Annotated in this window: 9 protein-coding genes, 1 tRNA gene and 1 pseudogene; 5 read left to right on the forward strand and 6 right to left on the reverse strand. The window is 44.4% G+C overall.

The annotated features are described in order from the left end of the window. Positions 1 to 150: 150 nt before the first annotated feature. Together BIY37_RS09285 and era are read right to left on the reverse strand one after the other, a co-directional pair. Positions 151 to 555: a (deoxy)nucleoside triphosphate pyrophosphohydrolase gene (locus BIY37_RS09285; RefSeq protein ID WP_070067600.1), complete on the reverse strand. Its 405-nt coding sequence runs from the start codon at positions 553 to 555 to the stop codon at positions 151 to 153. A 63-nt stretch (positions 556 to 618) separates the two neighbouring features. Then, positions 619 to 1,518, reverse strand: a complete 900-nt coding sequence (gene era, locus BIY37_RS09290) for a GTPase Era (RefSeq protein WP_070067567.1) — start codon at positions 1,516 to 1,518, stop codon at positions 619 to 621. A gap of 173 nt (positions 1,519 to 1,691) precedes the next feature. Here era and BIY37_RS09295 point away from each other — a divergent pair, with 173 nt between their 5' ends. After that, positions 1,692 to 3,011 carry a 4Fe-4S binding protein gene (locus tag BIY37_RS09295; protein ID WP_070067568.1) on the forward strand — a complete coding sequence of 440 codons (1,320 nt, stop codon included), beginning with the start codon at positions 1,692 to 1,694 and terminating at the stop codon, positions 3,009 to 3,011. 30 nt (positions 3,012 to 3,041) lie between these two features. Further along, on the forward strand, positions 3,042 to 3,884 hold the full coding sequence (locus tag BIY37_RS09300) for a DUF4292 domain-containing protein (RefSeq protein ID WP_070067569.1): 843 nt from the start codon (positions 3,042 to 3,044) through the stop codon (positions 3,882 to 3,884). Between the two features lie 150 nt (positions 3,885 to 4,034). Here the strand turns inward: BIY37_RS09300 and rpiB are convergent, their stop codons facing one another. Continuing rightward, positions 4,035 to 4,487: a ribose 5-phosphate isomerase B gene (rpiB, locus tag BIY37_RS09305; RefSeq protein ID WP_070067570.1), complete on the reverse strand. Its 453-nt coding sequence runs from the start codon at positions 4,485 to 4,487 to the stop codon at positions 4,035 to 4,037. A 265-nt stretch (positions 4,488 to 4,752) separates the two neighbouring features. Next, positions 4,753 to 5,379: an L-threonylcarbamoyladenylate synthase gene (locus tag BIY37_RS09310; protein WP_070067571.1), complete on the reverse strand. Its 627-nt coding sequence runs from the start codon at positions 5,377 to 5,379 to the stop codon at positions 4,753 to 4,755. A gap of 391 nt (positions 5,380 to 5,770) precedes the next feature. On the opposite strand from BIY37_RS09310, the gene BIY37_RS09315 reads away from it, so the two are divergent. From BIY37_RS09315 to BIY37_RS09325, 3 genes are all read left to right on the forward strand, one after another. Then, positions 5,771 to 7,585: a SpoIVB peptidase S55 domain-containing protein gene (locus BIY37_RS09315; protein ID WP_070067572.1), complete on the forward strand. Its 1,815-nt coding sequence runs from the start codon at positions 5,771 to 5,773 to the stop codon at positions 7,583 to 7,585. Positions 7,586 to 7,596: 11 nt separating this feature from the next. Next, positions 7,597 to 9,825, forward strand: coding sequence for a ligand-binding sensor domain-containing protein (locus tag BIY37_RS09320; RefSeq protein WP_070067573.1), 2,229 nt, complete (start codon positions 7,597 to 7,599; stop codon positions 9,823 to 9,825). Positions 9,826 to 9,939: 114 nt separating this feature from the next. Then, positions 9,940 to 10,017: transfer RNA gene (locus BIY37_RS09325), tRNA-Pro, on the forward strand. Positions 10,018 to 10,417: 400 nt separating this feature from the next. Here the strand turns inward: BIY37_RS09325 and BIY37_RS09330 are convergent. Together BIY37_RS09330 and BIY37_RS09335 are read right to left on the reverse strand one after the other, a co-directional pair. Further along, positions 10,418 to 10,834: pseudogene (locus BIY37_RS09330) on the reverse strand (ISNCY-like element ISCku10 family transposase); the annotation flags it as partial. A gap of 421 nt (positions 10,835 to 11,255) precedes the next feature. Next, positions 11,256 to 12,560, reverse strand: coding sequence for an ABC transporter ATP-binding protein (locus tag BIY37_RS09335; RefSeq protein ID WP_070067575.1), 1,305 nt, complete (start codon positions 12,558 to 12,560; stop codon positions 11,256 to 11,258). Between the last annotated feature and the right edge of the window lies 1 nt (position 12,561).

Consider the following 12,561-nt stretch of genomic DNA (forward strand, 5'->3'; position numbering starts at 1 on the left):
CCTAACTATTCTGAGAAAATATTCTCTCTCACCATCCGTTTCGCTGAATAGTTACAAATTAATTCTCAATAAAGACAAATGTTTGTTTTTTCATTATAGGGAATCTTTAAAAGATATACAATAATTATAGCATTTCCTCGTATTAACGTGTCACCTCTGACGAGTCTTGATAAATTCGCGGTACGACGCTATCACTGGCACATCTGCCTCTGCCCAGTCGAGCGCAGAAAGTTCCCGGGGAGTCAACCAGGCAAGCGCTGCGTGTTCATGAAGTGTGATGTCACCGGAGATTATCTTACAAATGAACGGATGGAGTGTGACAGAAAATACCTGGTAGTTATACGTTACCGGGGACAGAGGATGACCGATAACGGCTTCTATGCCCAGTTCTTCCTGCAACTCGCGCCTCAGACATTCTCTAAGGCTTTCTCCATCATGTATCTTGCCACCAGGAAATTCCCATTTGAGCGGCAAACTCATCGATTTGCTCCGCTGTGTTGCAAGCACCTTCCCTTCCCTCTCAATGATGGCACAAGCGACCTGAATCGGTTTCATGAAAAAGTTAAATCTGTTGGATCTGAGGAGGAAATACAAAAATCGAAATTCCTGCAAAGCACGTTACTTGTATCCCAATTTATATAGTTTGCTTTTATCTTTCCGCCACTTCTCCATAACCTTTACCCGAAGTTCCAGGTATACCTTTCTGCCGATCTGTTTTTCAATCTCTTCCCTGGCAACGAGTCCGACCCGCCGGATTGCCATACCGTCTTTGCCAATAATGATACCCTTCTGGGAATCACGTTCTACGTAAATAATGGCTTTAATATAATCCTTTCCTGTCTCCCGTTCTTTGAACTCTTCGATCTCAACTGTGGTGGAGTAGGGGATTTCCTCTCCGTAAAACTCAAAGACCTTCTCCCGTATAATTTCGGAAGCGAGGAATCTATCATTATAGTCGGTCATGTAATCCTCAGGGTAGAAGGGTTCCCCCTCGGGCAAATATTTCACAATAAGTGTCAGCATAAGATCAAGATTGGTTTCCTTCAGGGCTGAGATTGGCACAATCTCGGCAAATTTGAATTGTGTATCATACGCAGCAATGATAGGGATCAGGCTGTCCTTTTCCACCAGATCTATTTTATTAATGGCCAAAATCACCGGGATATTCAGGCGCAACAACTTTTCAAGGATTTCCTTGTCTGTACTGACTGGAGGCGCAAAGGGCTCCGCTATCAACAGGATCACATCTGCATCTTCTACCGCTTCGTAAGCAGATTTCACCATATATTTCTGTAATTCGTATCTTGGTTCCATAATGCCGGGGGTATCATAAAAGACGATCTGATAGTCTTCCCGGGTCAATACGCCCATGATTTTTTTCCTGGTTGTCTGGGGTTTGTTCGTAACGATGGATAATTTGCATTCCATAAAATCGTTAATCAGAGTCGATTTCCCCACGTTTGGTTTGCCCACAATGGCCACATAACCTGCTTTAAAATTTCTTTTTTCTGACTGCATGAATATTTACCCCAAAATCAAAATTGCTTGCATACAACGGTTAACTTCGATTATCATTTACCATATTATATGAGTAAGGTTAGTGATAGATACCCGCATTCTAAACTTTATAGAACGTTGAATCAAGTGTTTTAGTGATGACTGCATACTCGAAAAAAGAGGAGGTTTGTTCCTTGGAAGAGGGTAAACAACAATCGATGCCCGCATCAGTTCAGGGGCTTTATCGTGAGAAAAAAAGGCTGGATATCAGGAAAACAGGTAAAAACAAAAAGAGATGGCTTAACTCTCTAAGGCTGCGTTGGTCTATACAAATAGCATTTTTTATTGTGGTGATCGTGATCGGGTGGCAATTTTACACCTTTGTAAAATACTGTGAGTCCGGTGGAAAGGGGTTTTATATGCCAAGACCTCCCGGGGTTGAATCTTTCCTGCCGATCAGCGCCCTTATGGGTACAAAATACTTTTTCGGAACGGGGAAGATTAATTCCATTCACCCCGCGGGCTTTGTCATTTTCGGGACACTGCTCCTTACGGCCCTATTTTTCAGGAGGGGTTTCTGCGGCTGGATTTGTCCTATTGGCACCATTTCTGAATGGGAATGGCGTCTGGGAGATTGGTTTTTAAAAAAACTGCCACAACGGGTTTCCTCCTTAATGAGAAATATCCCCACCCGGTTCACGGCAGGCCTGAGTCTTATCTTTACCCCCATTATTGCCTTGCTGATTGCCGGGGTTATAACCATGGAATCCTTCAAATACCCCTTGTTTCGGTATCTGACCCCAGCCTATGTCCTGGCAATGGTATTACCCTTTGTGATTCCAAGAAAAATCTGGCCGGATAAAGTTAACGACATACTGGCAAGGGCATGGAAATTTTCAATCCTCGCCTTTTTTATCCAGGTTGTTATTATCAAAATGCCTATTGCACAATTGGAGATGTTATACGCCCGCGCACCTTTTATGCGTGTTGCAGATATTAAAATGCTCAAATTTTTCACAAACATGTCCGGTATGGCTTTATCCGTCATCCTGACCTTTCTTATTATATCTCTGATTAACAAAAACTATTGGTGCCGTTTCTTCTGTCCGTATGGCGCTTTGTTGGGTATTATTGCATATGCAAGTCCTATGAGAATTACCCGTGATACGGGGAAGTGCATCGATTGCGGGAAATGCACGAAGGCATGTGCCATGCACATCCTTGTTGAGAAGAAAATACACGTTCTGACCCATGAATGTGTGGCCTGCTACGACTGTGTCAACGCATGCCCGGTAAACGGGGCACTCGATATGAAACTCATCGGCGACCGGAAAAAGATTCGTTACGGGCTTTATGCCATTATGATCGTTGGCTTGTACGTTGTCATAACAAACACGGCACGCGCAACAGGGCACTGGTACACGAAGATATCAGACGCCGAATATATCAAGCGGATATCGGAACTCGACAGCCCCAAATACCTTCACAAGGAAGGCCAGTTTGAGACAGAATAAAAAACTTAAAGACAGATTATGTGCTATCAAATGAAAATATCTGTATTTAGCAGTTTTGTTTTTTTTTCCATGATCATGTCTGGTTGTGCAACCTATAAAACTGCCGTTTTAAAAAAACCGGTTTGGGAGGATACTTCAGCCATTCTGGCAAATATCCAGGGGGAAAGACAAAATCTTACGGTACAGCAGATCAGGGATATCTTGATTTCCACGAGTTCCAGACTTACCGGTTTTCGCGCAAATATTGACTTAGCCCTTACGACACCAGACGCCAAAGTCCCTGTCCGCTGTACGGGACTGATCTTATATCAAAGTCCCAGGAGTTTACGGGCAATAGGCGCTAAGTTTGCAACAACGTTGTTTGATATGTCTTCCGATGGCAACAGGTTCTGGTTGTACATCCCTCCGGAAAACCTTGCATACACGGGTGAGTCCAATACCTTTCACAAGATTGAGGTGCTTGGCATCAGCATCTTCCCCGGTGATATGGCAAGCTTGTTTAATTACCGGGAAATTTTGCAAGGGAAACAGCCTACCATGGAAACCTGGCCTGCATATTGGCTGCTCCATATGCTCGAAGTGGGGAATGAGGATGTGAATCTGAAAGGAAATCTCATGATTGACAGGGTCAATGCGGAGGTTGTTCGCTGTGAACTGTTTAATCCGGACGGTTCGGTTCGTCTAGAGGCGGTATTTACTAATTACACAACGCAGAACGAATGCCGGATACCACAAAAGATTGATGTTCGCTGGCCGACATATAATACAACTCTTAGTATAACGTTTTCTCATATTACCGTAAATGGCGTAATCGACCCAAAACTCTTCACCCTTTCAATTCCTGAAGAGACGCAAATCATTACCTTAAACTAGTGTGGCGTTTCACAAAAATGACTACATATGTTATTGTCATTGCGAGCGACAGCGAAGCAATCTTAAATCTTTTGTAAACAACAGATTGCTTCGTCGCTCCACTCCTCGCAATGACATTTGCTTGTGTATAGGTTTTTATGAAACGTTATGCTAGATCCCTTCGCCATTTTCGAGTTCCGTAATCTTTCCCACCCGACGGGCATGTCTTCCACCCTCAAAGGGGGTTTCTAACCAGAGCTTGACTTTTTGTTCCAGAAGCTCTTCGTCAACAATATCAGCACCAATGCACAGCACGTTAGAATCGTTGTGCCGCCGGCTCATCTCTGCCGTATAAAGGTTATGGCAGCATGCAGCCCGCACACCTTTTACTTTATTCGCTACCAGGGACATACCAATTCCCGTACCACAAACCAGTATCCCCCGCTCGCATTCTCCTGACCCAACGGCACGGGCAGCATATAAGCCGTAGTCCGGGTAATCTACCGATTCGTTATTTTTATTTGTCCCAAAATCCTTCACTGTGTAACCTAACTGGGTAAGCATGCTTGCAATATGCTTTTTAAAATCGAAACCTCTGTGATCTGATGCCAATGCAATCTTCATGACAATAGTATCTTCTTAAAAATGTTCTTTTCGTTTAAAAATAAGAAAACCCTTTTTTGAAACTCTGCAAACGACTCTGTGTTTCATTGTGAGACAAAACCGGCGCTCGCAGAAAACAACTCGCTTTTCTGCACCGTATAGCATTACCACAGAAAATCTCTTTTTCTTATTTATAAGGCAGGTTAACCGCCTCCCGGTTGACATCCTGCTTGTCCTACCGACAGAGGGGAACTTGGTTGTGGCTATGCTGCACAATGCAACAATATTACACTCTCGCAAAAGTATTTTCAAGACAACTTCGTATCATTGTCTCTGAAATAATACCGGGTCGGATGATCTCAAAGCCTTCGTCCTTCAGCTTCAACACCGTAGAAGGCGAACGAAAGCGTGTCGAACCGCCATCGAGAATGACATGAATCTTCCCCTTGAAGTCCATTAATACTTGTTGTGCATCGGTTGACGGTGGGTATCCGGAAATATTTGCACTTGTGGTAACAATCGGTATTTTTGCTGTGCGGATCAAATCCCTTGCTGCCGTGTCATCGGGAAACCGTATACTAATATCTGTCCCATTCTTTAAAGGGAAAACAATAGCTAACGGACCCGGCCAAAAAAATTTTATCAGTTTCCTTGCCGTACTGGAAAAATGATCGACGTACTTTTTCACATCATCAGCGTCTGCAATCATCAGGGTAAGTCTCTTTTCTTCGACCCTTTTCTTTAGTTTATAGATACGTTCAACGGCTTTCGTATGATCACGACACGTGCCTAATCCGTATACCGTTTCCGTGGGGAAGGCAACCAGTTCCCCTTCCCGCAGCGCACAAGCAGCCTTTGCTATGTGATCTGAGTAAAGATTTTGATCTTTTAAGTTCAGTACTCTCGTTTCCATCACCACAACCTAACCAGCATGAGCCGGGAAAGATTATTAACACCCATAAGCTACCTTTATCGTTTCAACAAGCAAACGTTTCTCATGAAGCTCTATAATTTATTTGTTCGGTTACGTTCGGGTTAGTCGTCCGAAAATATACTGATAATGTAATTGTATAGGAATTTTCATTTTATTTAAGCGGGTTACCGTGTGGCGCTGACAAACGTTGTTTGTCCGTGTGATATATTCCAAATCCGTGCGTATACTTAAACACCATGGACAAACAAGATGAAGTCCATGCCACTCTGTAACCGAAGACATAACTTGAATAGTTTAAATTCTGCGTATCAATATTGCAACTTCTTTTATACCTTGACAATAAATTACAAAATTTGGTAGAGTTTGATGCATGAAACGAAAGACTCTTAAACTGCCCTGTTTATTTGTGATTTTCAGTGTCCTCTCTGCCTTCATTTCCCAAAGCAATCCTTCGCTCTTTTCCGCAGAAACGGTCATGGGTATCGATGAAATTGTACCAGGCATGAAAGGATACGGTAAGACCGTTTTCACCGGAGACCGGATTGAAATATTTAATGTCGAAGTATTGGGTATCTTACGAAACTGGGAAGCGAAGAGCAATATGATTCTGATCAGGATGTCGGGAGGTCCTCTGGAAAAATCAGGGATTATTGCCGGTATGAGCGGCAGTCCGGTTTATATCAGAAGCCGGCTCATTGGAGCCGTTGCCTATGGATGGAGCTTCGCAAAGGAACCGATTGCAGGAGTTACCCCGATTCACGAAATGAAAAGCACTCTCCTCGATATACCGCCGCAAGAAAATAGCGCCTTGCCAGTCACGGCAGAGTGGGACATCCCCGCCTTTTCTCAGAATGGGTGGCTAACAAAACCGGCGGCAACTTCGATACCGCTGGAATCAGCGAACCACGATGCTGGGAAAATAACGCTCACACCAATTCTCTCCCCATTAGTAGTATCTGGTGTTGAAAACGATGTTTTGCAAAGAATGCTGCCACTCTTTCATACCTATGGATTGTATCCTGTTCAGGGAGGAAACTATGATTTTTGTCCCGATAACCCGGAAAAGAGCAAGCTTGTTCCTGGGGCATCCGTAGCCGCCATTCTTATCAGAGGCGACCTGAGTGCAGCCGTTGTTGGAACGGTAACTTATGAGGAAGGAGATAACATCCTCGCCTTTGGGCATCCTTTTCTACAGACGGGAAATGCAGACCTTCCCATGGCATCAGCCTACGTTTATACAGTCCTCAGCAGTCAGTCGAGTTCTGTAAAAATGGCGTCACCGGTAGAAATCGTTGGCCGGATACATCAGGACAGGAGGTCCGGAATTGCCGGTATTCTTGGTGAGTCATCACGGATGATACCTTGCCGTGTTGAAGTGGAAGGTTCGCAGAAACTCACATACAATTTTGAGATCGTGGATAATAAACTTTTAACCCCCAGCCTCATCTTAATGGCCGCCCAGAGCGCTGTGTTATCCACAGAACGCAAGGTGGGAGAGAAATCGGTACATATAAAACTGACAACCCACCTTGAAGGCTACGAAAACCCTGTTGTTATCGAAAATGTTTTTTATGAACTTGACCAATCATGGTTTTCTCTGAACCATATTGTTCAGCCCTTTACGATGATCATCAATAATCAGTTTCGGGAGATACACCCAACCAGGATCGATCTGAAAGTCACGGTATTAGATACCCGGAAAACTGCCTATATCGAATCAATCCGGGTAGATAAGAAACAAGTAAAAGCCGGTGATACCCTTCAGGTTGACGTGTGCCTGAAACCTTTTACCGGAGAAAAATTTTATCAAACGGTACTTATGCATATTCCCGAAGATACCCTTCCCGGAAGTATGTTAAACCTTACCGCCTGTGACGCTACTTATGGTCAGGCATTGAATATTGGGCGGTCTGCAGGGAAGTATTTTCCCACGAACTTTGAACAACTCGTACAATATGTCGAAAACATGGAGCGAAATAATAATCTTATGGTACGGATCCTGCTGACAAAAAAGGGTATTACTTATAAGGGAGAGGGGTTCCCATCGCTACCAGCATCTATGCTTTCGATTATGAGTTTTTCCAATTGCAGCGGGATTGGCCCTCTCTCTGACGAAGTAGTGTCCCGCGTGCCGATGAAATACGTGTTAAACGGAAATCAAACGATCCCCATTTCAGTTAAATAAAAGGACGCAACATGAAAGGCATTGCGGTAAAAACAATCTGTACACTATTTTTCCTCATCCTCCTCAATCCTTACGCCTTTAGTACTACAACGAACACGTGGACGCAATCGACAGAATCTGATTTTAGTAAGGGCACGATTCAGGGTGTCTCTATCAATAATAAAGGCGAAATCTGGCTTGCTCCGGTAATCAAGACTGTCACGGGGATAAAAGGCGCTTTTGTCTGGTCAATGGCCACAGATTTACAAAACAACGTGTTTGTTGGTACGGGCGACCCGGGCACCGTTTATCTGATAAAGGACGGTTCAGAGGCTGTGGAGATTTTCAGTTCTCCGGAACTATATATTCAGAGCCTTGTCGCGGATACATCCGGCAATCTCTATGTAGGAACAGCACCCAGGGGTATCATTTATAAGATAAATAATCATGGAGATGCTTCCGTATTTTGCAGCTTGCCGGTACCCTATATATGGGATATGTCTATGGACAACAACTCTAATCTCTTTGCCGCCACGGGAAATGACGGCATTCTGTTCAAAATATCTCCGGACGGCAGGCCGTCCGTTTTTTTTAATTCCCCTGAGACCAATCTGCTGGATATACTGCACGACCGGTATGACAATATCTATGTTGGCACAGAACCGAATGGTTTGGTATATAAAATAACCCCATCCGGACAAGCGCAGGTGATCTATGATGCAAGCGAAAGTGAGATCCATTGCCTTTCGATGGATTCCGCAGGTAATATTTACGCCGGCACGGCTTCGGGTACCCAGGCACAAATACCTGTGGTTCCGGTTTCCCAGCCGCCCGTACAGGCCGGAGCTATTACCGCTCTTTTTAAAGAAGAAAAATCATGGGATTTGAACCTCCCGGAAGAACTCCCCATGGCACAACCGGCACCCGTGCAACAACAAAAAACAGTATTGAAAGGTATCGATGCGCCACCGAAGTCCACAGGTCTTCCTACAGCATCAAACTACGTCTATAAAATCAACCAGGAAGGACTTGTACAAAAAAAACTGGAAACGAGCCAGGCATTTATCCTTGGTATGTCCTTTGATGCGCAAGACAACCTGTATGTGGTTACAGGGAACACCTCAGGAGTGTTCAAAATCTCCGGCGATGAAAGTGCAAGCAGTCTGGTGCACCTAGAGGAGGTACAGGCGCTGTGCTGCCTCAATACCGGTAAAAATGAACTCTATTTTGGCACAGGTAATATGGGAAGAGTTTATAAGATATCACCTTCATTTACGAAAGAGGGAAGTTTTCTGTCAAACGTGTTCGATACCACTGCGCCATCTAATTGGGGTTGTATTTATTGGGCAGGCATGCAGCCGGAAGGCACAAGACTCACCCTGTCCACCCGTTCAGGAAACGGAGAAAAACCTGATGCCACATGGAGTGGTTGGTCTGCACCCTATGAGGATAGCGGAGAAAGAATCACAAGCCCTCCTGCTCGCTTTATCCAATACAAAGCCATTTTGCAGACAAACAATAGCGATTTAACCCCTATGTTAAACGCAGTATCACTCGCATATCTCCCAAAAAATGAGCCTCCCAGGATAATCAGTTTTGGGATAGAAAAGGAATCTTCTCCCGCATCACAAAAACTACCGGAGACAAAAACGGACGGCAAGATAGAATCGAAGCCACAGGGAACTCCGGGACAAAAACCACATCATCAGGTTGCCCAGAAGAATATCCAGTGGGAGACGGAGGACCCAAACAACGACACGTTGCAGGTAACGATGTATTACCGGGGAGTTGAGGAAAAAATGTGGAAGATTCTCGATAAGAATACTCAAAAAAAGGGCTCTTGTATATGGGATACCTTACGTCTGCCTGATGGTAAATATCAGGTAAAACTCATGGTCAGTGATGACCCCGACAACCCACCCGAGACGGCCTTCAGCACGGAGAAAACGACCGAACCTGTGGTAGTTGATAACACAAGACCGGACATCAGGTGTTTGAACGCTGCGGTTGGGGCCGAGGGGAAATATGTCATTTCAGGCACCGCGAAGGACGAGTATAGCAAAATTGTAAAGATCCAATATACCATTGATGGACAGGAATGGATCCCGGCATTCCCTATGGACGGTATCTTCGACAGTCCTGAGGAATCTTTTCAAATTACCACCAGGCTCCTGACGCCGGGTGATTATACGTTAATCATCAATGCATTTGACGGTGAAGGGAATATCGGGATTGAAAAGGTGCTGTTTGAGGCGAAATGAGTGATGGCGCAAACCTTCACAGACATCCCAGGAAAAGAATTTTGCAGCAATTTTTTTAACGATACGGTTTTTTCTTTGTTTCCTTTTTGTCTTTGTGGTAGAGTATTGAAAATTCGGGGCGTGGCTCAGTTTGGCTAGAGCGCGACGTTCGGGACGTCGAGGTCGGAGGTTCAAATCCTCTCGCCCCGACCAACTTCATGAAGACCAGGGAATCATATTTCATGAAGAAGTCGGATGAGCCCCCTGAGACCAACCATCCCAATAGAAGTAAGAAAATTGTTCCTGCCTTAACAGGTTGTCCGAGAATATACCAATAAATTGGAATAAAAGACAAAGAAAATCATGCGTAAATGAAATGCGATCTATAAACAAGTCAGGAAACGTTTAAGATTTTTCCATCCAAATCATATTTTTGTATTTTCGTATGAAAAAGCACATGAAACTGTCCAAGGAGAGCTTGTTTTCCTTAGAAGGTTTTGTCAAGCGAAAAAAAATTCTCTCTGGCAAAAAATCGCAGATTTTTTGCTTCATCAAACGAAACACTTCTCTTGTTCGTCTTTTTTTTTAACCAACGGATGCCCCGACGATATTACACTTCATTTATCTGCCTGAGGGTCTCTTCATCCAACAACCTTATATTGTCCTTGATGCTCTGCATCGAAAAAACCTTTGCCTCTCCAAATGTCGTCTCAACCCCCATTATCTGCCTGATAAGTTTGTGGTGGTTGGCAAAATCCTCCAACCGGTCATAATCAGCATCTAACCCTAATCTCACCACCGACAACACCAAAATATGCCATAAATCCATCCCATATCTTCCCGTCTTTTTCTTCCCCTTCGTTACCTTCGTCTCTAATATCCGGAATACCTCCTCGTTCAACTCCGCTGTAACATAGATATGTTGCAATGCCCTCAGTATCGGTGGTAGTTCATCTCGACCCTTTCGTGGCAGTTTTACTTCAGAAATAGATATGACTCCAAGTTGCCTTTGCTGCTCAAATACTTCGATTAACTCAGTACAGGTCTCTTTCTCATGTTCTATCGAATGTCCTTTGGCTGACGTGTTAATGAATCGAATTTTTACACTCTTTATACCCAGAATCCCTTTGTTTTCGCCTTATTTTACCACTTCTCCCAACTATTTTCAATGCCCTCCATTAACGATTTCCTCCTGCTTCTCCTTATTTTACCAGGCTTGGGAGTGTTTCCGTTCAAACACTAATTAGCACAAACACGTTTATATCCAAACGGACAAATGCTTTTCCCCTGCTTTTCAGAAAAATTGTTACGCTAAAAGACAAATTTCTTTCCACGAGGAATAACGAGAAAATAAAATCCTCAACTCAGGAAATTAAAAACAAAGGCACCTCTTACAACAATCATTCTGCCTGCGTGTAATCAATTTGGGTGTAGCGAGGAGTAAATAAAAATCAGGATGGTGTTTTGAGATAGACCAGCGCCTTATCATCGTTGTATGAAATTAATTCCGCATGCCGTCCCCAGTCGATAAGGATATCCAACTGTTTTTCTGCATCACCTTCAGGGAATTCCGACTCTAAAGCGTCATAGATTATATCCCAATTCAAGGCACGGTTTTCTGAATTGTTTAGCATGGTCATTAGCCAGCGCATCAAAGGCACGCGCCGGATGCGTGCAGCAAAAATTTCCTTTCGCGCCTGAATACTGGCTTCGGCAAAGGTTTCGCCGAGTGACGTCAGGGTAATATCGCCTTTTTCAACGTAGACAAAACCCAATATTTCAGCGGCCTCGGTAAGACTAAGGAGGTGGTCGGAGTTAACGCCTAATTCATGCGGAAGGCGGTAAATATCAAAACGGTTTTCCGGAAGTTCGGAAAGTTGCTCTAATAGCCCCGCTAAGTCTGTGATTGTAACATTTGGCAGTGAACGGGTACGGCCTTGTTCGCCCGGGGCAACCCCAAGTTCTATGGTTTCGGGTTCCGTCTGCCCTGCAAGTATGCTATAAACCCTATCCATAACTTTTTGAAATGCTTCCGATTTGCGTTGCCGGGGATGTTGCAGCCCTACCTTCACTTCGGCAACGATTCTCCCTGGCTCTTTATCCATGACTACAATCCGGTCAGCCATGAATACGGCTTCTTCGATGTTATGGCTAACCATAAGGATGGCTTTGGTGGGAATACCACCGCCTGTCCAAAGTTCCATAAGTTCGCTTCGCAAGGATTCGGCGCTTAAGACATCTAATGCGGAAAATGGTTCATCCAGGCAAAGCAATTCAGGTTCTACTGCCATTGCACGCGCAAAGCCGACTTTTTGGCGCATTCCACCCGACAATTCCCGTGGGTAAGCAGTTTCAAAACCATTCAAACCGACCCGGTCAATCAGGTCCGTAGTACGCGCTGCCCGAACATTAGAAGGGATGCCGCGCGCCTTCAATGCCAAATCTACATTTTCAAATACACTCAACCAGGGGAATAAGGCAAAGGATTGAAAGACTATTGTTGCATGCGGATTGACACCATTCACCGGCTGTTCCCGATAAAGTACCGTTCCCTTAGAGGGGCGTTGCAAACCCGTTATAATTCGTAATAAAGTGCTTTTCCCACAACCCGAAGGTCCAAGCAGTGCCACAAATTCACCTTCGTAAATGGTAAGGTTAACATCCTGCACAGCAGTGAAACGGCGCTGCCCACTGGCGTAAGTCTGCTGGACATGACGCAGTTTCAGTAATGCATTGTAAGTATGATTAATTGCCATG

The sequence above is a fragment of the Candidatus Brocadia sapporoensis genome (genome assembly GCF_001753675.2).
GTDB classification, from domain to species: Bacteria; Planctomycetota; Brocadiia; order Brocadiales; family Brocadiaceae; genus Brocadia; species Brocadia sapporoensis.

Coding starts and splice junctions, on each gene's coding strand:
- BIY37_RS09335 (WP_070067575.1), bottom strand. CDS start 12,560: ATGGCAATTAATCATACTTACAATGCATTACTGAAACTGCGTCATGTC.
- era (WP_070067567.1), bottom strand. CDS start 1,518: ATGCAGTCAGAAAAAAGAAATTTTAAAGCAGGTTATGTGGCCATTGTG.
- BIY37_RS09315 (WP_070067572.1), top strand. CDS start 5,771: ATGAAACGAAAGACTCTTAAACTGCCCTGTTTATTTGTGATTTTCAGT.
- BIY37_RS09285 (WP_070067600.1), bottom strand. CDS start 555: ATGAAACCGATTCAGGTCGCTTGTGCCATCATTGAGAGGGAAGGGAAG.
- BIY37_RS09320 (WP_070067573.1), top strand. CDS start 7,597: ATGAAAGGCATTGCGGTAAAAACAATCTGTACACTATTTTTCCTCATC.
- BIY37_RS09300 (WP_070067569.1), top strand. CDS start 3,042: ATGAAAATATCTGTATTTAGCAGTTTTGTTTTTTTTTCCATGATCATG.
- rpiB (WP_070067570.1), bottom strand. CDS start 4,487: ATGAAGATTGCATTGGCATCAGATCACAGAGGTTTCGATTTTAAAAAG.
- BIY37_RS09310 (WP_070067571.1), bottom strand. CDS start 5,379: ATGGAAACGAGAGTACTGAACTTAAAAGATCAAAATCTTTACTCAGAT.